The sequence below is a fragment of the Chryseobacterium sp. 14P4.3.2 genome (genome assembly GCF_057799275.1).
In genome coordinates, this window is sequence record NZ_JBYOKO010000015.1 from 42924 (window position 1) to 68895 (window position 25972).

Annotated in this window: 24 protein-coding genes; 15 read left to right on the forward strand and 9 right to left on the reverse strand. The window is 38.0% G+C overall.

The window, feature by feature from the left end:
• Positions 1–256: 256 nt before the first annotated feature.
• The 4 genes from metQ to AC27VX_RS18760 form a co-directional block, all read right to left on the reverse strand.
• The gene (metQ, locus tag AC27VX_RS18745) at positions 257–1066 is read right to left on the reverse strand and encodes a methionine ABC transporter substrate-binding lipoprotein MetQ (protein WP_488697256.1); all 810 of its coding nucleotides are present in this window, start codon (positions 1064–1066) and stop codon (positions 257–259) included.
• A gap of 114 nt (positions 1067–1180) precedes the next feature.
• Positions 1181–1837 (reverse strand): methionine ABC transporter permease MetI, encoded by a 657-nt coding sequence (metI, locus tag AC27VX_RS18750; protein ID WP_236855270.1) that lies wholly within the window; start codon positions 1835–1837, stop codon positions 1181–1183.
• Entirely contained in the window at positions 1830–2858 is a 1029-nt protein-coding gene (locus AC27VX_RS18755) for a methionine ABC transporter ATP-binding protein (protein ID WP_236855269.1), read from the reverse strand. The genes metI and AC27VX_RS18755 overlap by 8 nt, the downstream gene beginning before the upstream one ends.
• 18 nt (positions 2859–2876) lie before the next feature.
• Positions 2877–3875 (reverse strand): EamA family transporter, encoded by a 999-nt coding sequence (locus AC27VX_RS18760; protein ID WP_488697259.1) that lies wholly within the window; start codon positions 3873–3875, stop codon positions 2877–2879.
• A gap of 629 nt (positions 3876–4504) precedes the next feature.
• Here AC27VX_RS18760 and AC27VX_RS18765 point away from each other — a divergent pair.
• The 4 genes from AC27VX_RS18765 to AC27VX_RS18780 all read left to right on the forward strand — a co-directional run bounded on the left by AC27VX_RS18765 (position 4505) and on the right by AC27VX_RS18780 (position 7603).
• Complete coding sequence (locus AC27VX_RS18765) at positions 4505–4801, forward strand: GNAT family N-acetyltransferase (protein WP_236855267.1); 297 nt, start codon at positions 4505–4507, stop codon at positions 4799–4801.
• A gap of 167 nt (positions 4802–4968) precedes the next feature.
• Positions 4969–6579 carry a Na+/H+ antiporter gene (locus tag AC27VX_RS18770; RefSeq protein WP_488697261.1) on the forward strand — a complete coding sequence of 537 codons (1611 nt, stop codon included), beginning with the start codon at positions 4969–4971 and terminating at the stop codon, positions 6577–6579.
• Positions 6580–6696: 117 nt separating this feature from the next.
• Positions 6697–7008, forward strand: a complete 312-nt coding sequence (locus AC27VX_RS18775) for a hypothetical protein (RefSeq protein WP_300687223.1) — start codon at positions 6697–6699, stop codon at positions 7006–7008.
• Positions 7009–7018: 10 nt separating this feature from the next.
• A complete protein-coding gene (locus AC27VX_RS18780) occupies positions 7019–7603 on the forward strand; it encodes a Crp/Fnr family transcriptional regulator (RefSeq protein WP_488697263.1) in 585 nt (194 codons plus the stop codon).
• 182 nt (positions 7604–7785) lie between these two features.
• On the opposite strand, the gene AC27VX_RS18785 is transcribed toward AC27VX_RS18780, so the two are convergent.
• A complete protein-coding gene (locus tag AC27VX_RS18785) occupies positions 7786–8442 on the reverse strand; it encodes a DUF1349 domain-containing protein (protein WP_488697265.1) in 657 nt (218 codons plus the stop codon).
• Between the two features lie 148 nt (positions 8443–8590).
• On the opposite strand from AC27VX_RS18785, the gene AC27VX_RS18790 reads away from it, so the two are divergent.
• From AC27VX_RS18790 to AC27VX_RS18805, 4 genes are all read left to right on the forward strand, one after another.
• Positions 8591–9349 carry a response regulator transcription factor gene (locus AC27VX_RS18790; protein ID WP_236855263.1) on the forward strand — a complete coding sequence of 253 codons (759 nt, stop codon included), beginning with the start codon at positions 8591–8593 and terminating at the stop codon, positions 9347–9349.
• A gap of 113 nt (positions 9350–9462) precedes the next feature.
• Positions 9463–10338, forward strand: a complete 876-nt coding sequence (locus AC27VX_RS18795; RefSeq protein ID WP_488697267.1) for a pirin family protein — start codon at positions 9463–9465, stop codon at positions 10336–10338.
• A gap of 57 nt (positions 10339–10395) precedes the next feature.
• Positions 10396–11124, forward strand: a complete 729-nt coding sequence (locus AC27VX_RS18800; protein ID WP_488697269.1) for a M17 family peptidase N-terminal domain-containing protein — start codon at positions 10396–10398, stop codon at positions 11122–11124.
• A 90-nt stretch (positions 11125–11214) separates the two neighbouring features.
• Positions 11215–11379, forward strand: a complete 165-nt coding sequence (locus AC27VX_RS18805; protein WP_488697271.1) for a hypothetical protein — start codon at positions 11215–11217, stop codon at positions 11377–11379.
• A gap of 313 nt (positions 11380–11692) precedes the next feature.
• Here AC27VX_RS18805 and AC27VX_RS18810 read toward each other — a convergent pair whose 3' ends face one another.
• Positions 11693–12073, reverse strand: coding sequence for a helix-turn-helix transcriptional regulator (locus tag AC27VX_RS18810; protein ID WP_488697273.1), 381 nt, complete (start codon positions 12071–12073; stop codon positions 11693–11695).
• A 155-nt stretch (positions 12074–12228) separates the two neighbouring features.
• Between AC27VX_RS18810 and AC27VX_RS18815 the strand changes: the two genes are divergently transcribed.
• The 3 genes from AC27VX_RS18815 (at position 12229) to AC27VX_RS18825 (ending at position 17040) form a co-directional block, all read left to right on the forward strand.
• Entirely contained in the window at positions 12229–13809 is a 1581-nt protein-coding gene (locus AC27VX_RS18815) for a hypothetical protein (protein ID WP_488697275.1), read from the forward strand.
• A 19-nt stretch (positions 13810–13828) separates the two neighbouring features.
• Positions 13829–14404, forward strand: coding sequence for a DUF6705 family protein (locus tag AC27VX_RS18820; RefSeq protein ID WP_488697277.1), 576 nt, complete (start codon positions 13829–13831; stop codon positions 14402–14404).
• A gap of 509 nt (positions 14405–14913) precedes the next feature.
• Positions 14914–17040 carry a type IA DNA topoisomerase gene (locus AC27VX_RS18825; protein ID WP_488697279.1) on the forward strand — a complete coding sequence of 709 codons (2127 nt, stop codon included), beginning with the start codon at positions 14914–14916 and terminating at the stop codon, positions 17038–17040.
• A gap of 219 nt (positions 17041–17259) precedes the next feature.
• Here AC27VX_RS18825 and AC27VX_RS18830 read toward each other — a convergent pair whose 3' ends face one another.
• The 3 genes from AC27VX_RS18830 to AC27VX_RS18840 form a co-directional block, all read right to left on the reverse strand.
• On the reverse strand, positions 17260–19869 hold the full coding sequence (locus AC27VX_RS18830) for a TonB-dependent receptor (RefSeq protein ID WP_300687233.1): 2610 nt from the start codon (positions 19867–19869) through the stop codon (positions 17260–17262).
• 634 nt (positions 19870–20503) lie between these two features.
• On the reverse strand, positions 20504–20929 hold the full coding sequence (locus tag AC27VX_RS18835) for a hypothetical protein (protein ID WP_488697281.1): 426 nt from the start codon (positions 20927–20929) through the stop codon (positions 20504–20506).
• A gap of 19 nt (positions 20930–20948) precedes the next feature.
• Positions 20949–21818 carry a helix-turn-helix domain-containing protein gene (locus AC27VX_RS18840; RefSeq protein WP_300687236.1) on the reverse strand — a complete coding sequence of 290 codons (870 nt, stop codon included), beginning with the start codon at positions 21816–21818 and terminating at the stop codon, positions 20949–20951.
• Positions 21819–21921: 103 nt separating this feature from the next.
• Here AC27VX_RS18840 and AC27VX_RS18845 point away from each other — a divergent pair, with 103 nt between their 5' ends.
• The 4 genes from AC27VX_RS18845 (at position 21922) to AC27VX_RS18860 (ending at position 25915) form a co-directional block, all read left to right on the forward strand.
• Positions 21922–23328 carry an aldehyde dehydrogenase family protein gene (locus AC27VX_RS18845; protein ID WP_488697283.1) on the forward strand — a complete coding sequence of 469 codons (1407 nt, stop codon included), beginning with the start codon at positions 21922–21924 and terminating at the stop codon, positions 23326–23328.
• Between the two features lie 18 nt (positions 23329–23346).
• Positions 23347–24897, forward strand: coding sequence for a GMC family oxidoreductase (locus AC27VX_RS18850; protein ID WP_236855254.1), 1551 nt, complete (start codon positions 23347–23349; stop codon positions 24895–24897).
• Between the two features lie 136 nt (positions 24898–25033).
• The gene (locus AC27VX_RS18855; RefSeq protein ID WP_236855253.1) at positions 25034–25456 is read left to right on the forward strand and encodes a PaaI family thioesterase; all 423 of its coding nucleotides are present in this window, start codon (positions 25034–25036) and stop codon (positions 25454–25456) included.
• Positions 25457–25570: 114 nt separating this feature from the next.
• Positions 25571–25915: a phage holin family protein gene (locus AC27VX_RS18860; protein ID WP_236855252.1), complete on the forward strand. Its 345-nt coding sequence runs from the start codon at positions 25571–25573 to the stop codon at positions 25913–25915.
• Positions 25916–25972 lie beyond the last annotated feature (57 nt).

Here is a 25972-nt window from a genome sequence, read left to right on the forward strand (position 1 = left end):
GTTTTCTTTAACATAATGCCTTTCTATTTGATAAGAATAACAAAAGTAAAGAAAATTTTTATTATCTCAAATTGAGAAAATAAAAAAATGAATAATAAAAAACTGCCACATGATTGATTGACAGTTAAAAGTTGAAAATTCATCAGGAAGTTTCCGGAATATTTAAAGAAGTAAAGAGGGGAAAATTGAGAAAGAAAAAAGGTAAATGAAATGATTTACCCTTATCCACTCTCGTATTGTCATCCACTCCAATTCATTAATCCCATCCTTTTACCGCTCCTCCTTTGAAGATTTCCTTAGCTTTCTTTTCCACTTCAGGAGATTCGTAGGCTTTTACAAAGTTTTTAACTTTTTGGCTGTCTTTGTTGTCCGGTCTTGCTACAATTACATTGACGTAAGGAGAGTCTTTATCTTCTACAATGATTCCTTCCTTTTCCTGATTTAATCCGGCCTGAGCTGCAAAATTGTTATTGATAATTCCTACTACAACATCTCTGTCTTCCAGAACCCTTGGAATCTGTGCGCCTTCAATCTCCATGATTTTAAGCTGTTTCGGATTGGCTGTAATATCAGTGACTTTTGGAAGGAGCCCGACACCTTCTTTTAATTTTAAGAGACCGCTTTTTTGCAGCAGAAGTAAAGAACGTCCGCCATTGGTAGGGTCATTGGGAATCACAACGGTACTTCCATCCTGAAGCTGGCTGATATTTTTTATTTTTTTAGAATAAGCTACAATAGGGAATACAAAAGTATTTCCTACCGGTACGAGGTGGTATCCTCTCTGCTTGGACTGTTCACTTAAATAAGGAATATGCTGGAATGCATTGGCATCAATATCTCCATTAGTCAAAGCTTCATTAGGAACCACATAATCATTAAAAGGAATAAGCTCTACTTCCAGATTGTATTTCTCCTTTGCAACTTTTTTGGCGACTTCAGCAATTTCCTGTTCCGGGCCATAGGTGATCCCTACCCGAATAAAGTTGGGGTCATCTTTTCTTCCTGAACAGGCGTTGAACAGAAGTAATCCGGCTGTTAAAAAACTTAAAATCTTTATTTTTTTCATTTTATTTTCTATTTAAACAGATCTAAGGAAAAGAAAGCGAATCGGGAATATATTATTTTCCACTCCACATTCTCCATTTTTCATTTTCAACTCTCCAATCCTATAAAACATTTTCTATCTATGGTCAAAACTTTTTGAAAGCCTGTCTCCTGCGAACTGGATAATGAAAACCAAAAGTACAAGCAAGATCAATACGGTATTCATAATGACAATATCATACCCGATATATCCATATTGGTAGCCAACCTGCCCTAATCCACCGGCTCCTACAGCACCTCCCATCGCTGAGTATCCTACAAGAGTGATCAAAGTGATCGTTGCATTATTGACTAATGAAGGAAGTGCTTCGGGAAGCAATACTTTTCTGATGATCTGTAACGGAGAAGCTCCAAGGGATCTTGCTGTTTCTATAAGACCTTGTGGAACTTCAATAAGGCTGTTCTCAACAAGTCGTGCAATGAACGGAGCTGCTCCTACACTTAAAGGAACCAACGCTGCATTCACTCCAATAGAAGTTCCCGCTAAAATTCTTGTAAAAGGAATCATCCATACAATTAGAATGATAAAAGGAATAGCCCGGAAAATATTAACCAGAATAGATAAAATTCTGTGGTAAAAAGTGTTTTCCATCAGCTGTCCTTTTCTTGTTAAAAACAACATAATCCCAACCGGAAGTCCCAGTACAAATCCGAAAAATCCGGACATAAACGTCATATACACTGTTTCCCAGGTTCCTTTTGCCAAAAGGGCAATTACCGCATCACTAAGCATATCCTTTTACTGTATTTTGAATTTTATTCTGATTAAAATAGTAGATAGCCTGCTGATTTTCTTCCGCAGCTCCCTGAAGTTGCAGCAGCAGTTTTCCAAAATTGGAATCTCCCAGATATTCCACGTCTGCTTTTAAAAGTTTATAAGGGATTTTATATTGGTTGTACAGCGTTGAAAGAAGCTCTTCAACACTGATGTTTTCATTAAGTTCTATTTCGACCAGCGGAAATAAACCGTCCTTTGGCTCTTTCTGCAGTCGGTTATTGAGTTCCTGTGGCAGGGTCATGATGTCTGAATTTATAAATTGACGGATTACCGGATGTTCCTTATCCGAAATAATCTCGCTTAAAGTTCCTTTTGTTACTAATTTTCCTTGGTCTATCACTGCTACATGATTGCAGACTGCTTTGATGACCTCCATTTCGTGGGTAATTAAAAGAATCGTAATTCCGAGTCTCTTATTAATATCCCTTAAAAGCTGTAAGATAGACTGTGTTGTAGCAGGATCTAGTGCACTGGTGGCTTCGTCAGAAAGCAGCAGATGGGGATCATTAGCCAATGCTCTTGCAATAGCCACCCTTTGCTTTTGCCCTCCGGAAAGACTTTTAGGATAATCGTTGGCTTTATCTTCCAGTCCAACAATTTTTAAGAGTTCATTGACTTTTTTATTGATTTGATCTTTACCTTTATTATCCAGCTCCAGAGGCAGAGCTACATTATCAAAAACAGTTCTTGAAGAAAGAAGATTGAAATGCTGGAAAATCATTCCTATTTTTTTACGCTCTTCAGCCAGTTGCTTAGAACTTAGCTTAGTGAAATCCTTTCCATTAATAATGATCTGCCCTTCATCTGGTCTTTCCAATAGATTTACCGTACGGATCAGTGTACTTTTCCCCGCTCCTGAAAATCCGATAATCCCTACGATATCACCTTTTTCGATATTGAGGCTCACCTTATCCAGTGCCTTGAAGGACTGCTTTTTCTGATAAAATGTTTTTGATATATTTTTAATTTCTATCATTTTGATATTGTATACTTTTTAAATTGGCTGATATCGTCTGCCTGCTCTGTTAAAAAATCTTCTTAGTCTTCTGATTTTGACCTTCGACCGTTTTGAAAGCCTGAAGTACTTGGTGACATTGGTCAGAAGTACTCCCAGTAATATGATAGATAAACCATATAGCTGGCCTCCATTAATGCTTTGATGGGCAACAATCCAGCCTGCAATAACCGTTACAATAGGGTTAATGTAGGTATGGGTGCTTACTAAAGCGGCGGGTTTTACGGACAATAGCCAAATGTACGACAAATAAGCGATTATCGATCCAAAGAAAATCAAAAACAGAACCCCGAACCATGCTGATAAAGGAACAGCTGAAATAGAAAAACCAGTCCATTCTTTTCTCATAAAAGCAATAAAAAAACATACTAATCCCGCTACTATAAGCTGTTGTGCAATATTCATAAAAGTGGATTGTGAAGCCGGATTTTTCTTAGAATATAATGAACCCAGCACCCATGCTACGGAACTTAATCCCAATACGATAAATGCCGTAATACGGAGATGGCTGTTGCCCACCGCATGAGCTGCACTTGAATGGACACTTCCTTTTAAGAATAATATTAATCCTGCAAAACCAATTGCCAAACCGATTGGAATAAACTTATCTGAAAAATAATATTTCCAGTTTTTTTTGTCAATAGCGATGAACCAGAAAGGACCGGTTGCTATTGAAATTGCAGCTTCAGAAGCAGTTACATATTGTTCGCCCCAGGCTACAAGTCCGGTTCCCCCGGCAAGGATAAGAATCCCTGTGACTGCATTTTTTTTCCAGTTGATCAGTGAATTTGCTTTTTCTCCTCTTGAAAGAAGATATCCTATCATCAGAATTCCGGCAACCAGAAATCTCAATCCTGAAAGGATGAAGGGGGGGAAACCTTTTAAGCCAAATGAAATAGCTAAAAACGTAATTCCCCATATCACATAGATATTTGTAAACGCCAATGGAATCAACCATTTGTTTTTAGAATTGCTCATTTTTATTTTTTTAATGTTGTTTGTTCTTCAATAAAAAAGGCCCTACATCGTGGTAGGGCCTTTAAAAAATATGTCATATAAAAGTAAGGTCAACCACAGTATTCTTGATGTATAGGCATACAGGTAACCATCATCATTGTTTTGATGGTATGTTTCTTTATTGAATTATTCTTGAATTCTGCCTTCATTTTGTTTTATTTCCTGAATACGTTTGCAAATATATAATATAATTTTTATTAGTCCACTAAAAAAGTAGACTTTTTGAATATTAAATTATTGTTAATGGATTAATGGTTTGATTTGTAGTGTTTTGGTGTTTGTTTTTAATGCTCTCTTAATTAGGTAAAACTATTTTAAATATTTTAAAAACCAAATTTTATTAAAATACAGCGTTATAGAAAAGATAAAATAAGATGTTTTTTTTAAGAATTATATAAAGCAGTAGGTGGTTTTAAATGAAAAAGTATTTATTAAACCAGTTAAATGGACACCATTTCCCTGAGCTGTAATTTAGCATTAAAATTAAAGATATAAGTGCAGCAAAAAAGAACTGCTACCGAACTTATCATAGATCATCGGGCAGAACTATAAAGAATACTAATTTTGAATCAATAATTAAAAACAAAAAAATGGAAAGAACAGAAATCGTTTTAGAAGGAAGAAGAGGAGAAATTCAACTTTTCTCAGACAACCATAAAGCAGGAAAAATGGATATTTCAGTGATCGGGCAGAAGCTGACAGTATACCATACTGAGGTTAATCAGGAATACGAAGGAAAAGGTTTTGCCAAAATTTTATTGGAAAGACTGGTGTCCTATGCAAGGGAAAACGATCTGAAAATTGTCCCTTTATGCCCTTACGTCCATGCTCAGTTCAAAAGACACCCGGAGGAATATAATGATGTTTGGATGAAGGAGGAATTATAAAGAAGATGCGGGTAGGAGGGTTGGAGAGAATGGATAATGAAAAATTGAGAATTAAGAATTACCAATTTTTCTTTTCTTCTTTTTACCCCTCTTTATCCTTCTTCAGCTTCTACAAAGACACAACCTCATCATTTCAACTTTCAACTCTCAATTTTTAGCTTAAAAAAATGCACGAACAACTACTTTTAATTCTGGGACTCCTATTAATCGTTATGCTTCTGGTTATGCTGGCACAGCGCATCAAAATTGCGTATCCTATTTTTCTGGTCCTTGCGGGACTGGGTATCAGCATGATTCCGGGTGTTCCGGTTTTAAAACTGGATCCGGAGATTATATTTTTAATCTTTTTGCCCCCGCTTTTATATGAAGCGGCCTGGTATACCTCATGGAATGATTTCTGGAAGTGGAAACGTCCCATCAGCCTGCTGGCTTTTGGATTGGTATTCCTGACTTCTTTGGTGGTGGCTTTTACTTCCCGGATGCTGATTCCCGGTTTTACTTTGGCATTAGGGTTTTTATTGGGGGGAATTGTTTCTCCGCCTGATGCGGTGGCTGCAACAACGGTCTTAAAAGGATTAAAAGTTCCCAAGCGAACCATCGCCATATTGGAAGGTGAAAGCCTGATCAATGACGCCTCTTCACTGATCGTCTTCAGGTTTGCACTGGCTGCTGTAATGACAGGTGTTTTTTCCATGCATGAAGCAACAGGTCAGTTCTTTCTTGTGGCAGGGATGGGAATAGTGGTAGGAATAGTGGGTGCCCATATTTTCTATGCCATTCACAGGTTTTTGCCTACGACACCGGCTATTGATGCCGCTCTTACGGTAATGACTCCTTACATTTTGTTCCTTTCTGCTGAACATTTTCATTTTTCAGGGGTGATGGCTGTGGTGAGCGGAGGTTTGTTTATGTCTTTCAGGGCCCATGAGATGTTTAAAACTGGAACAACAAGGATCAATATGACAGGCGTATGGAATACCCTGATCTTTGTAATGAACGCATTGGTTTTTGTTTTAATTGGCCTTGAACTTCCGGACATTATCGACGGTTTAGGAGAAACTTCCTTAATGGATGGAATACAATATGGCTTAATGATAAGTCTCATCGTCATTGTGGTACGCCTTTTATGGATTTATCCGGTTGCTCATATTCCTAGATGGCTGAGCAAAAAAGCACGTCAGGATCCAAGCCCGGGATGGAAAAATCCTTTAATAATAGGCTGGGCAGGAATGAGAGGAGTTGTTTCTCTGGCTACGGCACTTTCTATTCCGGTGATGATGAATGACCAGGCTCAGTTTCCGATGAGAAATCTTATTATTTTTATTACCTTCATTGTTATTTTTGTGACATTGGTTTTTCAGGGACTGACGCTTCCGCTGATTATTAAATTAACCAAAATCGGAGAGATTGATTCTATTCTTCCTTCCCACGAGCAGCAGGCAGGAATTCAGATGAGACTTGACCAACTTGCTGTGAACAGGCTTAATAAGGAATATGAAAGTTCAATAGAGAGCAACAGTCTGGTTGAAAATCTTAAAATAGCATTGGAAAATGATATCACACTCCATCAAAATCATTTAAGTTCCATTGAAATGTGCAGCAACAGACAGCATGATATGAAAGAATACCACAAGATCATGCTTGATATTTTTGAGCATCAGAGAAAAGAGCTTTTTAAAATGAAACGTGAAAAACTGTTCAGCGATGATGAAATCAGAAAAGCAGAATCACAGCTGGACCTGAATGAATTGAAAATAACGGGAAATAAACATCTTTAGGAGTTGAAAATTGAAAGTGAGAAATTGAAAATGCATACCTGGAAATGATTAATTTTACGTGCAAATGATTCATTGCCCACTTTCAATTTTTAATTTTCAACTATTAAAACAATTACAATGAAAACACTCCATTTTTTAGTAATCGGAAAGAATCAGGAGATTCTGGCGGTCTTAAAAAGAATTATTGAAAACAACGAAGGCTGGGCAGCTGAAATCCAAAGCGATGAACACTTCTGTTATGAATATATAAAAGAAAATAAAGTAGATATTGTTCTTTTAAGTTCAGGTCTGGAGGACGAATTTGAAAAAGATATTAAAGTATTCTGTGAGAATTTGGATAAGGACGTAAAGGTAATTGATCATTATGGCGGAGGAAGCGGTCTTTTAAAGAATGAAGTTTACAGTCTTTTTCCTAATTTGCAGGGATAAACTTTGACTCATGTTTGAAAATATCACCAGAAACATTACAAGATTCATCACCATTACAGAGGAAGAAGAAAAAATATTTACAGACTTACTGACCTGCCAGTCGTTTCCTAAAAAGGCTGTTTTATTGAAAGAAGGGGAGATCTGCCAGTTTGAAGGATATATTCATAAAGGGTGTGTGAGAATGTATTGTCTGGATGACAGCGGTTCTGAAGTGATCTTATTATTTGCCATTGAAGACTGGTGGATCAGTGATATCGCTTCTTTTCAGGATCAGAAACCTTCTAAAGTGTATATTGAAACGCTTGAAGATTCGGAAATCTATATACTGAACCCAACAACGAAAGAAAAACTGTTAAGTGAAGTTCCGAAATTTGAAAGAGTGTTCAGAATGCTGGTACAGAGAAACCTGACAACACTTCAAAGCCGCCTGGTGAATACCATTTCAAAAACTGCTTCAGACCGGTATCTTGAATTTATCAAGGTCTATCCTTCCATTCCGCAAAGGGTGGCCCAATATTATATTGCTTCCTATCTTGGTGTTTCAAAGGAGTTTGTGAGTACCATCAGAAAGCGTCTTGCTTCAAAAGAGAAATAGGTACAACTTTTTAATAAAAGAAGTACCTACAGGAATGAAATAATTTAATCATCAATCCAAAAATCCTTAATCAACCTTTACCTGTTTATCCTTTTCCACAACCACAAGGTTTTATAGGATAAAGGCTGAGTTTACTTTAGCTGATTTTAGAGGATTATGTATCAAATTTCATATGATTGATATTATTTGTTTTTGTTGAGCCACTCCAGTCTTCTATGATCAGGAAGGTGCTTTACCTGAAAATGTTCGAATTTTGCATTAAAACCATTCCCATCCGGACAGGCAGCCATTAAGCCGACCATAACAGGAGTGTTGTCCTTCAGATGAGCATTTCTCATCATGATATAATTTTTGTCGTCGAAGGAATAGAAGATCTCAACGGCATCCAGGCGTCTGACCGCTTTGATCCAGACGGCCTGTGGTTTCTCTTTCAGTTCTATGACACTCCAGTCACTTGTGGTATGGGTAACTACGGTACTTAAATTATATTTTCCATCTACATATTCAATTCCAAATTTAATGTAATTCTGAGGGTCCGTACGAAGCATCAGTCCCATCTGGTCAAAACGGACTTTATAATCACCTGTAATTTTTACTTTGACTTCAAATTCACCACCATAGGTTGAATAATAAAACGGAGCATCATCCACCGTAAATCCATAATGTGAAATACGCCAATAGTCACTTTGCGGAGTAACAAACATGGATAATGAATTATCCTTTATTTCCCATTTTTCAGGCTCATTGAACCAATTCATCTTTTCTAAACGCTGCGCTCTGACATTGTGCAGGAATCCTGTCATGAAAGACAGTGATGCTGCTAGTAATAATTTTTTCATTAAAAAAAGTATAATATAAGCTTAGTATAAAACAGGAGGTTATTGAGTGAAACTGATCCCCTGTTTCATAGAATGATCATTAAAAAATCTATATTTACAAAGGTAATTTCCCCAAAAAAAGAATTCAATAGTTAGAAATAACCATACGATGAATATTAAAGCTAAACTTGACAAAGCATTATTAGACCAGTCTTTTGAAAACAAGGATACCTCCGGAATATGGTTAAAGTACCGGTCCGTTGCAAAAATGTATTCCGAAATTGAAAATGCCATCTGTGTGCTGACAGACCTTAAAACCAGAAGAAGCACCATTCACTATGGCGGTATGAGTTCGCTGATCGGGGATGACCGTTGTGGGGAAGAAATAGAAATATCTTCTATTTGGGAAGATGAAATACTCAGTAAAGTACATCCTGAAGATGTCAGAAAAAAGCTGGTTCTGGAACATTATTTTTTCCATTTTTTGAAAGAGGTTCCAATGGCTGAGTGGACAGATTATTATATGGCTGTTAATCTTAGAATGCGCAGTCATTCAGGAGAATATCTGACGGTCTTGCACCGTATGTTTTATGCTGTAGAAGAAGATAAGGTGAGGCTGGGGCTTTGTATTTATAATATATCCGGAAACAATGTGAATGCCCTGCTTCACGAAAATGGGGTGATTGTGAATTCCATGAATGGTGCTACGCTGTATTACAATGAATTTAAATATACCGATGTACTGTCGGCAAGGGAAAAGGAGGTGCTTTTGCTGATCGCTCATGGTAAAATGAGTAAAGAAATCGCAGAATCACTTGATATCAGCTTAAACACCGTCAACAGACACCGGCAGAATATTCTTCAGAAGCTGCAGGTAAAAAACTCCATTGAAGCTTACAGGCTGGCCAAAGCAATGGAACTGGTTTAGACAATAAAGTAAAATATTTTTTTATTAAGGTGATTTATTAAACTAGTTAAATGTGCAGCCCTTTTCATTTATCTAAATTTGTCATATCAAAAACGAACAAATAACTACTTGATATGGACAGAAAGGATTTTATAAAAAAAGGACTATTGGGAACAGGAATGTTTGTAGCATCTGCTTCTCTTACGAACACTATGGAAAATGAGATCGACGAGATTGAACCATTAGAACCTATCGGCTACAATCATCTTCCCAATACGGAATCAAAAATCAAAGAAAACTCTGTCATCCATAAAGCTGATTCAAGAGGAAAAGCGGATCACGGCTGGTTATTAAGCCAGCACACATTCAGTTTTGCCAATTATCATAATCCTGAAAGAATGCACTTCGGAGTTCTGAGAGTGCTTAATGATGACAAAGTAGAAGGGGGAAGAGGTTTCGGAACCCATCCTCATGATAATATGGAGATCATCAGTATTCCTCTGGAAGGCGATCTTGAACACAAAGACAGCATGGGCAATACAGCCATTATCAAAAGTGGAGATATACAGGTGATGAGCGCGGGAACGGGAATTATGCACAGTGAGTTCAACAGAAACAGTGATCAGTCCGTAAAATTCCTGCAAATCTGGGTATACCCGAATAAAAGAAATGTAACTCCAAGATACGACCAGATCACTCTAAACAAGACAAAAAGCCATAACCGGTTTCAGCAAATCCTATCTCCCAATGTGGATGATGAAGGGGTATGGATTCATCAGGATGCATGGTTTCATCTGGGGACTTTTGATAAAGATACAGAAACGGTTTATGAAATTAAGAAAAAAGGAAACGGGGCCTATTTCTTTATCATTAAAGGAAGCGCAGAAATTGAAGGTCAGAAAGTAGAAGAAAGAGACGGGTTCGGAGTCTGGGATATCAAAGACCTGAATATTAAAATACTGCAGGACGATACAGAGATCCTGATCATGGAAGTTCCAATGACTTTATAAAATAAAGATCAAAAAAAGAACTTTCTGTCGGCAACAAAATAACCAGCAACAAAAAATATGAAAACTATTCTAAGCCAATCACTAGTAATTGCAGCTTTAGCATTCTCTGCTTTAAATTTTGCACAGACAACTACTACAGCTGCTTCAAAGACCGCTGCCATAGGAACTTCCAAAAACTGGGGCTCGGTAGACGGAATCTCCATCATAGGTTGGGTACAAGGTCCTTCTTCAGCCAATACTGATCTTCAGGTAGCCTGTGTTTTTGAATATACGGAAGGTGACATCTTCAATGCTCCGGCTTTACCTGCCAGTTTAAATGGTTTGGTACACCTGGACGAAGCTTTAAAAGGTGAACTGACCAATATCAGAAAGTCAGGACAGTTTCAGGGACATTCTTTGGAAACGATTTTAATAACGCCTCCCGCAGGATCAATGTCTGCAAAGAAATTATTATTGATCGGTTTAGGTGATCGTAATAAATTCACACCCGATTTAATGACTTCTGTAGGCGAAGTGGCGGCTCGTGAAGCTATGAGATTGGGCGTTACCAATTTTGCTTTTGCCAGCGATCTTAAAGATGCCGGAATAGACTCTCCAACCGCCTTGATAGCCGGAAATGTAGTAAGAGGAATTGTCCATGCCAACCGTTCTGAAAACTATTTGAAAGAACATCAATTATCCACCACCAAAAAATTAGAAAAAGTATATCTGCTGGCTGGCCCTGCCTTCTTTGAAACTGCAGGGGGCGGGATCTCAGAAGCCATTGCAGAAGTAAAAAAGAAATAATGAACTTAGTTTCGTTACTATTGTTGATAGAGCCCTCTTTTTTTAAGGGGGCTTTTTGTTATATTTACTTTTTAAGAAAAAGATATGGGATTGGGACTCGAAATAAGTTTTGTATTTGATAAAGAGGAGCCTTTGTGGCAGTATTTCGACTTGAGAGATCAATACCATTTTGACGGAAGAGACGGTTTAAATCTGGTTATGACAGGCGATGGTCCGGAGGACGAATTTGAAAAAGATATTGAGATATTCTGTTAGAATTTAGATAAAGGCGTAAAGGTGATTGATCATTATGGCGGAGGAAGCGGCCTTTTATAATAAAAATAGTATTGGATATCTGAATATTTGATGCTCATGACCTGTGAGGTTAGAGCGTATCTGTTGTTGTTTAATATACCCAATCAATTTCTATACAGTAATGAGAGATCAGTAAGATCCGAAACTGCCCGGCGAGGGTGCAGGGAGATTTCAGGGTTTCCCGCAAAGGTGGCGCAGGGGTGATACTGCCTTTCGGGTGCTCCCGAAAGTATGCCACAGGGCAGCAGCAGGCTTCCTGGGAAGAAAAGACATATTATGGCTTTTTAGCTTTACTTTTCCAGTATTCTACCTGGTCTTTCAGCTCTCTGATGCGTTCTTCGTACTGTTCTATCAGTTTTTCAGGTGTATTATAATTAATGGTTTGGTTTTGAATTACGCCACTACCGTTGTCATTTGAAGAATCATTATTGTTATTCAGTTGTACATATCCTTCTTCAGGTTTCATAATCTCTTCCATATTAACGTCCAGAGACGCACATATATTCTGGATATGATTGACCCAGGAGTTGGTTTCTCCGTTTTCTATTCTCTGGTAGGTAGACCGGGAAATATGAAGCTTTTCTGCCAGCTCTTCCTGTGAGATGCCTTTCTCTTCCCTGTACTTTCTTATTCTTTTCCCAATAGTAGTGTTCATAGCCCGAAATATTTTTTTGAATAGAACAAATATAATTTTTTTCCCAACATAAACCTGCATCAAAAACAGGGCATTGTTATTTTATTTTTATTTCACACTTTTGTAGAGTTATAAAAATAATTTATATATTTAACTAACAAAAAAACAAAATGATTATGACGAAAAATTTAATTTTCCGGCTTTTACAGCTGGTGATCTTTTCTTTCCTTCTGCATTCCTGCCGTAACGATTATATCCCTGAACAGAATAGAGGACATAATGGTTCTAATGCTTCAAAATTCAGGATTGTTACCCTGAAAGATATCCCAAAAGTTGAAGAATATATCCATAAGAAGACAGGGAGACAGGATTTCAGCATTACCCTTTCAAAATCAGCTGCCCGTAAAGAGAATTCCTTACCCTCTGGCATAGACCCCTCGTTTATTATAGAAAAAAAGAAAGGCTCAGTGACCTATTATGTATTCGGGATGGAAAATACGTCTCGTGAAAAGGCCTTTTATACCTTTGAAATAAAAGAAAACAACGGCGTTTTTGAACGGGCAGAAATTATAGAATACAAACCTGATGGTGGTTTTTCAGGAGATCCAATAGATGAGTTGACCTCATTCAGCGGAACCGTAGCATCTTATGATACTGACGGAGTAAAGACAGCAGAACAAACCTATACAAAAGGCTATACGCCATGCCCTAGTGATGATATGGGAGGAGAAAATGACGGAGGCTCCGGAGGCGGTGGTATAGGCGGAGGCGGCGGCTGGGATTCGGGAGGCGGAGATGGTAATGGAAGCGGATCCGGCGGTGGCGGAATAGGCAATGGAGGAGGTATGTATGGTGGCGGGGCCGGCGGCGGTGGTGGCGGTGGCGGCACTCCAGGTCCATCTGGAGGAAGCTGTGGAGATTACCAACTGAGTCATCATTTATTTTCCGGAGGAACACTTATTGGTGCAGTATATATTGACGGATGCGGACAGACTAAGGTATATATGATGTCTGAAAGTATGAACAGACTCACTCCAAGATGCAATGACGGTTCCGGTGTAGAAGTTTGGGATGAGTCTACAGATCCTTGTGAGAAAACAAAAGGTATACTTGACAACTCTGCTTTACAGGATAAAGTAAAAATATTAAAACAAAAGGTGAACATAGATGGCGCAAATGAATTTGGCTTCAAAGTGAAAATGGATGGTAGCACAACAAATGTAACTGAAGGAAAAAAGAGAGAATGGGATGTTGGAAGTTTACAGGGCATTAAAGGATTTTATCATTCACATCCTGGGCCAGGGATAAACATTTTCTCACCACCGGATATTCAAAGTCTTTTTACAAACATAATTACTTCCGGAAGTCCAAGTACTGTTAGCGATATTTTTATTGGAGTGATAGGTTCGGAAAATTTCCAGGGAGGAGTAAAGTACTTTCATTACATTATACGCTATAATGGCTCTATACAAGATGCAGGAACAATTTCTTCTGCAAATTATGATATGAATTCTATCGTATTGGGATATTCACGAAGAGAAAATGAATTGGCCTCTATATTACCGGTTTCTCCTTATTCGGATAATGATGGAGCTACATTGAATCACAAAGGGGTAGAGCAATTATTTTTTGATATCTTAGATAATATGAATATCAATAAAAATAAGATGATATTGCAGAGAGTAGATGATAATGGCAGTGTAAATACAATAACTTTAAATTCGGATGGAACAATAACTGAAATTCCTTGCCCATAATTTATAAAAAATAACAATCATGAAAACATTATACTTAAACATTATTTTTTTTCTAACCCTTACCAATAGCTTTTCATGTAAAGCTCAACAAAATTCTCTTCCATTAAATACCTGGATGGAAAATATACCACAAGGAGGATATGTTAAAGATCTAGATAATGAATTATTACCTTATGTCGGAACATATAAGACTCATCATGAGGGAAATGAAATTACCTTATTTATTACTAAAGAAGATAATAGGCCCACAAAAGTAAATAGCAAACAATTTTACCAAGATGCTTTGGTAATAAAATATATTGTTAAAAATGCAACAGGGCAAGTATTACAGGATACTCAAAATGGGATAACTCTTTTGAATAATATTATTAGCCTTGGTACCAACCCTAATTTAGGTAGTGTAGTTTTATATTATGAAGGTACTAATTGCAGAGTCGGTTGGGGGAAGATTCTATTAAAAAAGCTTAATGCAACACAGATCTCTTGGACATATAGAGCTAATAGTACAGTTATCACCGAACAGAATTGTCCAGGAAACCCTGACAGGACTATATATCTTCCGGAAACAGAAGGTTTAATTTTCACGAAACAATAATGAAAAGGAGACTTATATTTTTAATGGTATTACTTGTTGTGTTTTTTTGTAAAGCATAACAAGTTTATCCTTTAAATACTTTGATGGAAAATATACCTAAAGGAGGATATGTAAAAGATCTAGATAATGAATTATTACCTTATGTCGGAACATATAAGACTCATAAATAAAACCTCCAAGATTGGAGGTTTTAAAATCTAATCTGGTACAATTGAAGAATGCATTAAAAAAATAACCTGACTTCTATAAAAGATAGCGTATGGACATGATACTGAAGAGGGTTATTTGAGGGAGAAGTTTGCTGAGGATGTAAATTTTCTTATTGAAAGGCTGGTTCTGAATATCATAAACGGTGCAGAAAAAGTAATGTCTGTCAGCTCATAATTATTAATATTGCTGGCAGGCTTATGATATTCGTGCCTATAACTTATCAAAGATCAACTCCCAACTAAATTAGTTAAAGTCAAAAAAAATCCCGATTTTTGCAGCCCTACAATAAACCCGAGTTCATGAAATTATGTATTGCCGAGAAACCCAGTGTTGCCAGAGATATCGCCAAAGTATTAGGCGCTACCACGCCTAAACAGGGCTATATGGAAGGGAACGGCTATTGCGTGACATGGACGTTCGGACACCTTTGTACCCTGAAAGAACCTCACGACTACGGACCTCAGTACAAATCCTGGAATTTATTTCTGCTGCCTATTATTCCAAGCAGCTTCGGTATAAAGCTGATCCCGAATAAAGGCGTTGAAAATCAGTTTAAAGTGATTGAAAGATTAGTCGAAGAATGTGATGAGGTCATTAACTGCGGGGATGCCGGGCAGGAGGGAGAATTGATCCAGCGTTGGGTACTGCAGAAGGCAAAATGCAACAAGCCTATTCAGCGTTTGTGGATTTCCTCTTTGACGGAAGAAGCAATCAAAGAAGGTTTTGCCAGTTTAAAACCCGCGGAAGATTATAAAAATCTTTATCTGGCCGGAAATGCCAGAGCTATAGGAGACTGGTTATTGGGAATAAATGCCACAAGACTTTTTACTAAAAAATTTGGTGGTAATAAAGCTGTTCTTTCCATTGGAAGAGTTCAGACCCCCACATTAGCCATGCTGGTTCAGCGTCAGAAAGAAATTGATGCTTTTAACACAGAAGAATATTGGGAACTGAAAACGAAATACCGTGACGTTATTTTCAACGCAGCGATTGACCGTTTAAAAACCCTTGACCGTGCCGAAAAAGGACTGGAATACCTTAAAGTAAATCCTTTTGAAATTGTTTCTTTTGAAATTAAAGAAGGAAAAGAGAAAAATCCAAGACTTTTTGATCTTACCGGACTTCAGGTAGAAGCCAACAAAAAATATGGGTATTCAGCTGAAAATACGCTGAATTATATACAGAGTCTTTACGAAAAGAAACACGTAACCTATCCACGTGTTGATACTACCTATCTATCGGAAAGTTTATATCCGAAAATAGGAGGGATTCTTCAGAAGATGTATCCTTATCAGGATTTGATTGCACCATTGCTGGAAGCACCGATTCCTAAATCAAAGGCTGTTTTTGATGATGCAAAAGTAACCGATCACCATGCAATTATTCCTACCGAAATTCCACCGTCTCAAAACCTGAGCAGGGAAGAAAAGCTGATCTATGATCTTATTGCCAAACGCTTTATTGCTGTTTTCTATCCGGAATGTAAAATTTCAAATACTTTGGTGGAAGGGAAAGTGGGAACCATTCCTTTTAAAACCAGTGGAAGACAGATTCTGGAACCGGGATGGAGAGCCGTTTACGCAAAAGAGCCTAAAGAAGAATCTACAGATAAAGAAAAAGAAAAGGAAGAAGAGCAGACTATTCCTGAATTTATTGTAGGAGAAACAGGACCTCACGATCCCATGATCCATCAGGGAAAGACCACCCCGCCAAAACCTTATACGGAAGCAACCTTGCTGAGAGCAATGGAAACAGCCGGAAAACAGGTAGAAGACGAAGAACTGCGTGAAATGTTGAAGAATAACGGTATCGGAAGACCATCTACCCGTGCCAACATTATTGAGACCCTTTTCAAAAGAAAATACATCGAAAAGAAAAGGAAAAACCTGATCGCTACACAAACAGGAATCCAGCTTATTGATACTATTGAAGATGAGCTTTTAAAGAGCCCGGAACTTACAGGAGAATGGGAATCTAAACTTCGCAGAATTGAAAAAGGAGAGTATGAAGCCAATCTTTTTAAAGAGGAGCTGATCCAAATGGTGACAGAGCTTACTGACAAAGTAGTGTATGGGAAAGGAAAAGTGATCACCCTTCAGGAAGAAGAAAAAGAAGTGGTGAAGGAAAAGAAAAAAAGAGAACCCACACAGAAAAAAGAACTTCAGTCCTGGGAAGAAACAAAATGTCCGAAATGCAAAGAGCATAACCTGATCAAAGGTAAAACCGCTGTGGGCTGTTCCGATTTTAAAAACTGTGGCTTTAAAATCACTTTTGATATTTTCGGTAAAAAACTGTCTGATAAACAGCTTTTAGATTTGGTTTTAAAAGGAAAAACTTCAAAACTGAAAGGATTCAGCACCCATTCGGAAAGCATAACAGAAGGAGTATTGTCATTAACTGATGATTTTCAGGTACTGCTTTCGTAATGTTTTGACTCTAAAATCTGCTAAATAAGGAAGAGATTGTCATATCTAAATTCATTTGTCCATCACAGCTAATCATTGATACAGAAGAGTTTTTAAATGCCTAAGATATTGAAGTTTTAAACATTGTACATATAAAATATGAGTTGATACATTAGATCAACATAAGAAAACCCGCCATGAAAGGCGGGTTTGATTGTTTCAGTACTTATATGGATTCTATCAGAATCTCAACGTGGCTGCAATAGACCAGGTTCTTCCAAAGCCTAAAAATCCTGTATTCCCATCAGCAATTCCCTGATAGACTCTACCTGCGTCCTGGTATGTTCTTCCTGCATCCGGACCACTGGCAATCTTATCACTGGTGAAAATATTAGAACTTAGCTCAGAAATATAATATTTATTGAATAAATTGTAGACGTTAGCTCTTAATGTTAAAGATTTTTTCGCGTCAATCGTGAATTTATAAGTAGCACCTACATCAAATAAATGATAGCTTGGCAATCTTACAATCCCTTTTTCTCTTGCTGCTTCAGTAAGGAAGTTGATCGGGTTGAATTGTGCATATAGTTTGTCATAATATTCCCAGTTGGCATCAATGCTGAAAGCTTTGGTAATATTGTAGTCAGCACCAATGCTTGCTGTTGTTTGTGCAGCATCTCCTACCTTCAGATCCTTAATGTTGATCATTCCCGTTGCTCCGGAAACCTCCTGATTGTTCTGAATATCAATGATGTTGAAATTTGCATTTCCTTTGTATTTCCAGTTTCCTAATGATACCATTCCTCTAAGCCTAAGATTAGTAAGAGGTCTTGCTTTTGCTTCCAGCTCAATTCCCTGGTGAACCTGCCCTACATTCAGAGCATTGTAGAAATAAGCATTACCAAGTTTTAATTGGGAGAAGTTGGCAATATCTGCTGGAGTAGCATTGAATGTTCTTGAAATAAACCTGTCATCCCATTGTGTCCTGTAGGCGTTGACATTAATATCCAGATAACGCGATTTGAAACCATATCCCAGCTCCAGAGAGAAGATTCTCTCATTCTTTGCATCATTGTAGATGTTTTGGTTAGATGGAAATAACGCATTGAATAACGGCTGTCTTGAAATAACACCAGTATTGAAAAATACATTATGATGCTCGTCTATATTATAATTGGCACCACCCTTTACAATATAACCTGTTTTATGATACCATTTGGTTTCCTGGTTTCCAGGAGTATACAGCATATAGTCTCTTCTCTTGTAATATTGCTCGGAAACTGATCCCTGAACGGATGCACTTAATTTTTCAGAGCTATATTCAACCATTCCATAGATACCGGCCCATTTTACTAAACCTTCATTATAGATTGATACTTTCTGTGCATTATTGAGCTTCGTGAGAGGTTCCGGTTTTACGGTACGGTCTATATAATAACCCTTTGGAGCATTTACCGTATTAGGTACAAATAATGCATCTGAGCCCAGCATATCAGTAACGATGTCATAAAGAGCTCCTTTGTATGTTTTAAGGTCAATACCTCCGTTAAAGGTCCAGTTATTTTTTTTGTAATTAAGATCTGCAATTACTCCATACCAGTCATGAGAATTGATGCTTTGTTTTCTCACGATACCATTGGTACCGTTCAGAGTAGCTACATATTGTCCGTTGTAGTCACCAGGAGAACCTGCAGGAGCAGTAAAGGTTGATTTCTGGAAAGTATTTCCGTTATAATCTGTTACCATACCTCCTCTGTTATAACGGTAGATCATATCCCAGTTGATAGTTCCGTCTCCACCCGCACCATAATTCATGAAGTTCATGGTTTGTCCGCCGGCATTTTTAATGGAACCATTAAGTCCCGTACCACCGCCGCCACGTCCCCATGAGCCATAAACAACTGTGGATAGTTTCAGATTATCATTAATATTCCAGTCCCAGTTCAATGAGGCAATAGGCTTATGATAGAAGTTGGGGGCTAAATTGAATTCAGAACCATTCAGCATTCCTGTTTGTGGATTGTATCTTCTTCCGTAGCTGTCAAGCTGGCGTAAAGTGGCTACATTAGCTCCGGTTGCAGAAGATCTTCTTGTATCGTGTACCTGTGGTGCTCCGGTTGCAATCAAATTGAATGCATGCTTCTCATTCGGCTTAAATCCTGTAGAGAAAAACCATGAATACCCTTCTCCTTTGGTTCCGTTAATATAACCGTCACCCTGCCAGCGGGATAGTAATACCGTTGTTCCCCATTTGTTTTTTAACCCTGAAGAATACATTGCTGATAGTCTGGAGTAATTGTCGTTGCCCACTTCTCCTTTTATCATTGCTTTTTGCTCAGAATCGGTAGCTTTGGTTACAATATTGATGGTTCCCCCTACAGACGGAACTACAAATTTAGAGGCTCCCAAACCTCTTTGAATCTGAATAGAGCTCGCAATATCTGCTAACCCGGTCCAGTTAGACCAATATACAGTACCTCCCTGCATATCGTTAACAGGCTGTCCGTTGATGATAACCGCAATATTGGCGCCATCAAAACCTCTCATGTTAATTCTGCTATCTCCAAATCCGCCACCTACTTTGGTAACGTACACGGATGGAGTAGACTTCATAATTTCTGGGAACTCTCTATTTCCCAATTTCTCCTGAATTTCAGCTGCCTTAATGTTGGAAACTGCAACAGGGGTTTTTCTTTCTTTGGCGGTCTGGGAAAGGTTTCTTCCCACTAACATCACCTCATCAATGGATTTAGACTTTTCTAATGAATCCTTCGTACTCTGCCCGTAATATAAGGCTGCCGTTGGTAATACAAGCGCTATGAATAGTCGCTTTTTGAAAGTAATGCTCATGAAATAAACTAGCGTTTTTGATTTTAAGGCTGCAAAGATGGATATTTATTTTTGAATAGAGTATTAAATCTTTTTGAAGTGACTTAACAAACAATGTAATCAATGGGTAATACAGCGTTTTTTCAACTATATTAATTTATTTTAATCTATTCATTTAGATGCTATTGTGTCGGTAAATTAATAAAAAAACAAAGCATTAAAACTGATGAAATTTATTTTACAGGTATAGTTATCCCATTTTCTCAACCACATAGGATAATGAATTTGCGATGCCTGTGTGTCCAGCTTTAGAATTTCAGAAAAGGCTCTTTACAATTCTTTTGATTAATGTATTCCTATGTTTTCTCTCAGATCATAGATAATACAATAACTATTTCGAATGTTTGTCAGTAGGTGCTTGTGATGATATGCAAGATCTACATGATTATTCATGTGAATGCGTTCCAAATAAGAAATAAATTTTAATCCCTCAGTTAGAGTGATTTTTATGTCTTTTAATAATTGCTTTCTCCGGATTGAGCGTATGGCATTCAGGTTTTAGTGAAGACTTACCTTGATCTTAGAGTTCCTTTTTAGGATATAATTTGCGTACTTGTGCTTAGCCAATTATTAAAAAAGTTGAAACAGATTCAATTTACCGGAACAATTTATCATACCATCTGTCAATATCTGTTTTGATATCTTCATGGTATTTACATAAAATGATAGCCAGTTCCAGTTCTGACCTTTCAGATTTATAGGTATTCAGGGTAAGATATCCATAGAAGTTGCCATCCTGATCAACAATAGCGGGAGGGTAGGACGCATAGCTGCTCCATGGCGAATAAGTGCTGTAAGAGCTTCCATAATTTCCATAAGAATTCCAGATCGATTTTGAACTGAATGCATTCCCATAATCACTATACTTGTTCCAGACTGAGTTTTTATCAAAAGTATCACAATTTAAACATCCCAGATATTGATTCTGATCAGCGCCTCCATACAAATGAAGGGTTTGTGCCTGCAAAAGGCAGCATACCAGAGAGCTTACAATCGTGAAAACTTTTTTGATGTTCATCATGAAGGCTTCTTTTACAGATTTAATTTATTTTGAATTTTTTCGGAGATTTTCCGGTGATCTGAGTGAATTTTCTGTAAAAATATTCCAGCGTATTAAATCCGGATTCGAAACATATATTTTTAATCCCAATTTCCGGGTTACTGATCAATAACTGCTTAGCATGTTCTATTCTTAATTGGATAATATATTCTACAGGAGTACAGTTGTAAGAATGTTTAAACTTTTTAAACAGATTCGCTTCGCTCATTCCTGCAACCCCGGCCAGCTTTTTTATCGTAATAGGTTCTTTGTAGTTCTGTTTGATAAAATGAACCACCTCCTGAAGTCCGTTTTGCATATTTTCAGCTTTATCAGTTTGCAGCAGAATATGTTTGGCATTGGTCTTCATCAGTTCATAGATCAGTTCTTTAAGGCTTAAGCTTAAAAGAAAATCCGATGTTCCGGAGATACTTCCGTCTATTCTTCTGTTATAAAGATTCGTAAGGCTTCTCCATAAAGACTCATCCGAACTTACAAATTTTTTCACTGCATTCTCTTTCATCATAATTCCTGTTCTGTCCCAGTCAGGATGCCAGCTCTCAATAACTTCAGAAAAAACACTGTCAATATACTCCTGCTCTATATCCAATACCAGACACTTCGTAGGCTCCCGGAAAACAGGATGGATGTCTATGCTCAGCTCTTTATTGCAGGGCGGAATAAACACACTTCTCTCATTAAACTCAAAAGTTTCTTCCTCACTTCGAATAATCTTATTACCACTCAGCATAAGAGTGATCACAGGTTTTTCAAAAAAGAAAGGGAAATCATGGCATACTACGTTCGTTTCGAATACATTCAATTCTCCGAAAGGAATACTGAAAACAGTTCTTTCTTCGATCTTTTCCATTATAGCATAGAGTTTAGGTTAAAAAATATAGAGAATAAGCAAATGATTTATATCATGTTTTCGTCATTTTCGGGGTATGTAAAATACAAAATTATTTAGAACAATGGAAAATACATCATTCATAGAAAAAGCCAATACCGTAGATACTGCTTTTTTATCCTTAAACCCCTCTACTTTAGAGGTTATTGGTGAAGTTGCCAATACTTCCGTGGAAGAGATAGAAGCCAAAATCGGAAAAGCAAAAAAAGCCCAAAAGCTATGGTCAGCAAGGCCAGATGAGGAAAGAAAGGAAATCTTACTGAAAGTGGCGGAAGCCTTACAAAACAATTCAAAACATCTTGCAGAATGGATCACACGAGAACAGGGAAAACCTCTCAGCGGTCCGGGAGCCAATTTTGAAATGCAGGCTTGTGTAGGCTGGACGCAGGTTCCGGCCTCTCTGGATTTACCGGAAGAAATTGTTTTTGAAGACGAAACCAGAAAAGACATTCTATACAGAAACCCAATTGGCGTTGTAGCAGCCATTGCTCCATGGAACTGGCCCTTGATGATTGCGATCTGGCAGATCATTCCGTCTCTGAGAATGGGGAATGCCGTGATTATAAAACCCTCAGAATATACAACGTTCTGCAGTCTGGAAATGATCAGAGTGATCAATACTGTACTTCCGGAAGATCTATTACAGGTCGTTACCGGCAGAGGTGAAGTGGGAGGTTACCTTACCTCACATCCGGAAATCGGAAAAATCATGTTTACAGGCTCTATTGCCACAGGGAAAAAAGTAATTGAAGCTTCTGCTAAAAATATGGCACGCTTAACACTGGAGTGCGGCGGGAATGATGCAGGAATTATTGTACCGGGACTGGATGTGGCAAAGCATATAGAAAATCTTTTCTGGGGTGCCTTTCTAAATATGGGCCAGACTTGTGCCTGCCTGAAAAGACTCTATGTACATCAAGATGACTATGAAAAAGTCGTGAATGCACTGGCAGAATATTCTTCTCATATTCCAATGGGGAACGGAGCAGAGGAAACTTCTGTTTTGGGGCCTATACAGAATAAAATGCAGTACGATAAAATCCAGGATCTTATCCTTGATTCCGAAAACATAGGGGCAGATTTCCTATTTAAGGGACAGAAGCCGGATCTGGAGGGGTATTTCATTCCGGTAACCCTTGTTGGAAATGTTGATAATGGTGACAGAATCGTAGATGAAGAGCAATTCGGGCCGGTTCTGCCAATTATTAAATACAAAACGCTGGAAGAAGCGATCAGCAAAGCTAATGATTCGGAAAATGGATTGGGGGCCTCAGTATGGAGCGATGATCTTGACCAGGCACAGAAAGTGGCTGCTCAACTGGAAGCAGGAACGGTGTGGATCAATCAGCACGGTGCTATTAACCCTTTTGTACCCTTTGGGGGTGCAAAAAAATCCGGTTATGGAGTAGAGTTCGGAATCGAAGGCTTAAAAGCGGTAACGGTTCCTAAAGTAATCAGTATCAAAAAGTAACAAATCAAATTAAAACTCATGAAATACGATTTTATAGTTGTCGGATCCGGTTCGGCAGGAGCTGTAGTAGCCAATAGATTAAGTGAAAATGAAAATATAAATGTACTCCTGTTGGAAGCAGGACCGGATGATCAGGTATCTGAAGTTCAGGACCAGTCAGGCTGGCCTGCCATATGGAATACCGAAAGAGACTGGGCCTATCAAACCGTTGCGCAGGAAAGTGCGGGAGGAAATTCCCGGTATTGGCCTCGCGGTAAAACATTGGGAGGTTCAAGCTCTATCAATGGAATGATCTATATCAGAGGCCACCAGCAGGATTATGACCACTGGGCCTATAACGGATGTGTGGGCTGGGACTGGGAAAGTGTTTTGCCTTATTTTAAAAAATCAGAAACTCATGAAGACGGTGAAGATCAGGTGCATGGAGGGGAAGGACCGCTTTTTGTAAGCCGTATCAAGCATCCGAACGCAATTTCAATAAGTGCGATCGAAGCCTGTAAAGAACTGGGATACCCTTTAACAGATGATTTTAATAAAGAAATCTGGGGAGCCGGGCTTAATCATCTGAGCGTAGGAAAAGACGGCAAAAGATGCTCTACAGCAAAAGCATTTTTAGATCCTGTTAAATCCCGCCCGAATTTGGATATTCAAACCAATGCCATGGGGCAAAAGTTATTGTTTGAAGGAAACCAGTGTGTAGGAATTCAGTACCTAAGAAATGGAGAAGTACTGGAAGCAAGAGCAGATAAAGAAGTCATTGTATCCTGTGGAACTATAGAATCTGCCAAACTTCTGATGATTTCAGGGATTGGAGATAAAGAAGAGCTGGAATCAGTGGGTATTTCAGTAATAAAGGATTTGAAGGGAGTAGGTAAAAATCTTCAGGATCACCTTTTGACGAGCGTTATTTTTAAAGCTAAAAAAGAAATTCCAGCTCCGGAAGCCAATTTGCTGGAAGCACAGCTATTCTGGAAAAGCAGAGAAGAAATGGTTTTCCCTGATCTGCAGCCTTTGTTTATGGGACTTCCTTATTACAGTCCCGGATTCACAGGTCCTGAAAATGCGTTTACTTTCTGTGCCGGATTTATCAGACCTGCCAGTAAGGGATATATTAAACTGACCTCTTCCGATTCTTCTGCACCACCGGAAATTAATCCGATGTATCTTTCTGAAGAATCCGATCTTGAAGCCCTTTACCGCTGTGTAGAAATCTGTCGTGAAATGGGAAGGACAGAAGCGATGAAAGAATGGAATGACGGTGAAATTTATCCGGGGGAAGGTAAAACCAAAGAAGAAGTGATTGATTATATCAAAAAATCATGTTCTACCTATCATCATATGACCGGAACCTGTAAAATGGGTATAGACAGCCATTCCGTGGTTGATCCCAGGTTAAAAGTATATGGTGTAAAAGGACTCCGCGTAGCAGATGCTTCCATTATGCCGGATGTAGTTTCCGGAAATACCAATGCGCCCGCAATTATGATTGGAGAAAAAGCTGCTGATATGATTAAAGAAGATTATCATCTGAAAACTTCAACCGCCTCTGAAGAGTTATTGTTAGTTTGAGATAGCGTGTGAAAACGCAGATGAAGAGCCGTTTCCGTGACTTGTGAAACGGCTCTTTTGTATAATTTTTGCTTATATTTCCAAATATAATTGAGTGAAAATACTATAGCACTTACCTTTGTTTAAAAATAAATTCATGACACCAGAAAAAATAAAACTCATTACAGACAGCTTTGAACGCTCAGAAACCCTGAAGTTCTATAAAGCAGAATTACTGGAAGTAGAAACGGATTTTATCTCCATGAAAATTCCCAAAATGGAACTGATGACCCGAAAAGCAGGGATGTTCAATGGAGCTATGATTGCATCATTGGTGGATGTTTCTTCCGGATATGCCGCAGTAAGCCACTATCCCGAAGACTGTTATGTAGTAACCGTGGAGCTGAAAGTAAATTACCTCCGCCCTGCAATAGGAGATGCTCTTATTTCCAGATCGTATGTCATAAAAGGTGGAGCAAAGATCAGTGTAATAAGGACAGAAATTTATGTTTTGGATGAAAAAACATCTTCAGAAAGTCATGTTGCTACTTCTCTGGTTACAATGATGAAAATAAAATAAAGTCATGGTATTACCGAACAAATATCCATGAATAAAGGGTTTTGTGAAAAAAAAAATATTGAAATGGAATGGCTTTTGCTCAACAAACCCCATAAACATTAAAAAATTAACGAAATGAACTTAATTATCAGATTGTTTGTGACAGCCATAGTTGCATACCTTTTAACCAAAATTTTACCGGGAGTACATTTTGAAGCATTCTCTTCAGCAATCATTTTTGCCATTGTACTGGGGGTCCTGAATATATTTGTGAAACCTGTTTTAAGTCTTTTCGGACTTCCATTGACGATTATCACCTTAGGATTCTTTGCATTGGTGATCAATGCCGCGATTGTTCTGATTGCAGACTACTTCATAGACAGTATGGTTGTGGATGGCTTCTGGTGGGCATTTATCTTTAGTATACTATTATCTCTTGTCACTTCTCTGGCCAACTCAATGTTTTCAGATGGAGATTAGAAAAAAATAAATAATATTTTAAAAAGAAAGAGTTCTGTACTGTACAGAACTCTTTCT

Bases quoted from the DNA above. Each gene is read 5' to 3' on its own strand.
- AC27VX_RS18760 (WP_488697259.1), bottom strand. From the start codon at position 3,875: ATGAGCAATTCTAAAAACAAATGGTTGATTCCATTGGCGTTTACAAAT.
- AC27VX_RS18810 (WP_488697273.1), bottom strand. From the start codon at position 12,073: ATGAACACTACTATTGGGAAAAGAATAAGAAAGTACAGGGAAGAGAAA.
- AC27VX_RS18835 (WP_488697281.1), bottom strand. From the start codon at position 20,929: ATGATGAACATCAAAAAAGTTTTCACGATTGTAAGCTCTCTGGTATGC.
- AC27VX_RS18755 (WP_236855269.1), bottom strand. From the start codon at position 2,858: ATGATAGAAATTAAAAATATATCAAAAACATTTTATCAGAAAAAGCAG.
- AC27VX_RS18765 (WP_236855267.1), top strand. From the start codon at position 4,505: ATGGAAAGAACAGAAATCGTTTTAGAAGGAAGAAGAGGAGAAATTCAA.
- AC27VX_RS18820 (WP_488697277.1), top strand. From the start codon at position 13,829: ATGAAAACATTATACTTAAACATTATTTTTTTTCTAACCCTTACCAAT.
- AC27VX_RS18855 (WP_236855253.1), top strand. From the start codon at position 25,034: ATGACACCAGAAAAAATAAAACTCATTACAGACAGCTTTGAACGCTCA.
- AC27VX_RS18785 (WP_488697265.1), bottom strand. From the start codon at position 8,442: ATGAAAAAATTATTACTAGCAGCATCACTGTCTTTCATGACAGGATTC.
- AC27VX_RS18795 (WP_488697267.1), top strand. From the start codon at position 9,463: ATGGACAGAAAGGATTTTATAAAAAAAGGACTATTGGGAACAGGAATG.
- AC27VX_RS18860 (WP_236855252.1), top strand. From the start codon at position 25,571: ATGAACTTAATTATCAGATTGTTTGTGACAGCCATAGTTGCATACCTT.
- metQ (WP_488697256.1), bottom strand. From the start codon at position 1,066: ATGAAAAAAATAAAGATTTTAAGTTTTTTAACAGCCGGATTACTTCTG.
- AC27VX_RS18775 (WP_300687223.1), top strand. From the start codon at position 6,697: ATGAAAACACTCCATTTTTTAGTAATCGGAAAGAATCAGGAGATTCTG.
- AC27VX_RS18800 (WP_488697269.1), top strand. From the start codon at position 10,396: ATGAAAACTATTCTAAGCCAATCACTAGTAATTGCAGCTTTAGCATTC.
- metI (WP_236855270.1), bottom strand. From the start codon at position 1,837: ATGCTTAGTGATGCGGTAATTGCCCTTTTGGCAAAAGGAACCTGGGAA.
- AC27VX_RS18790 (WP_236855263.1), top strand. From the start codon at position 8,591: ATGAATATTAAAGCTAAACTTGACAAAGCATTATTAGACCAGTCTTTT.
- AC27VX_RS18830 (WP_300687233.1), bottom strand. From the start codon at position 19,869: ATGAGCATTACTTTCAAAAAGCGACTATTCATAGCGCTTGTATTACCA.
- AC27VX_RS18770 (WP_488697261.1), top strand. From the start codon at position 4,969: ATGCACGAACAACTACTTTTAATTCTGGGACTCCTATTAATCGTTATG.
- AC27VX_RS18780 (WP_488697263.1), top strand. From the start codon at position 7,019: ATGTTTGAAAATATCACCAGAAACATTACAAGATTCATCACCATTACA.
- AC27VX_RS18815 (WP_488697275.1), top strand. From the start codon at position 12,229: ATGACGAAAAATTTAATTTTCCGGCTTTTACAGCTGGTGATCTTTTCT.
- AC27VX_RS18845 (WP_488697283.1), top strand. From the start codon at position 21,922: ATGGAAAATACATCATTCATAGAAAAAGCCAATACCGTAGATACTGCT.
- AC27VX_RS18825 (WP_488697279.1), top strand. From the start codon at position 14,914: ATGAAATTATGTATTGCCGAGAAACCCAGTGTTGCCAGAGATATCGCC.
- AC27VX_RS18850 (WP_236855254.1), top strand. From the start codon at position 23,347: ATGAAATACGATTTTATAGTTGTCGGATCCGGTTCGGCAGGAGCTGTA.
- AC27VX_RS18840 (WP_300687236.1), bottom strand. From the start codon at position 21,818: ATGGAAAAGATCGAAGAAAGAACTGTTTTCAGTATTCCTTTCGGAGAA.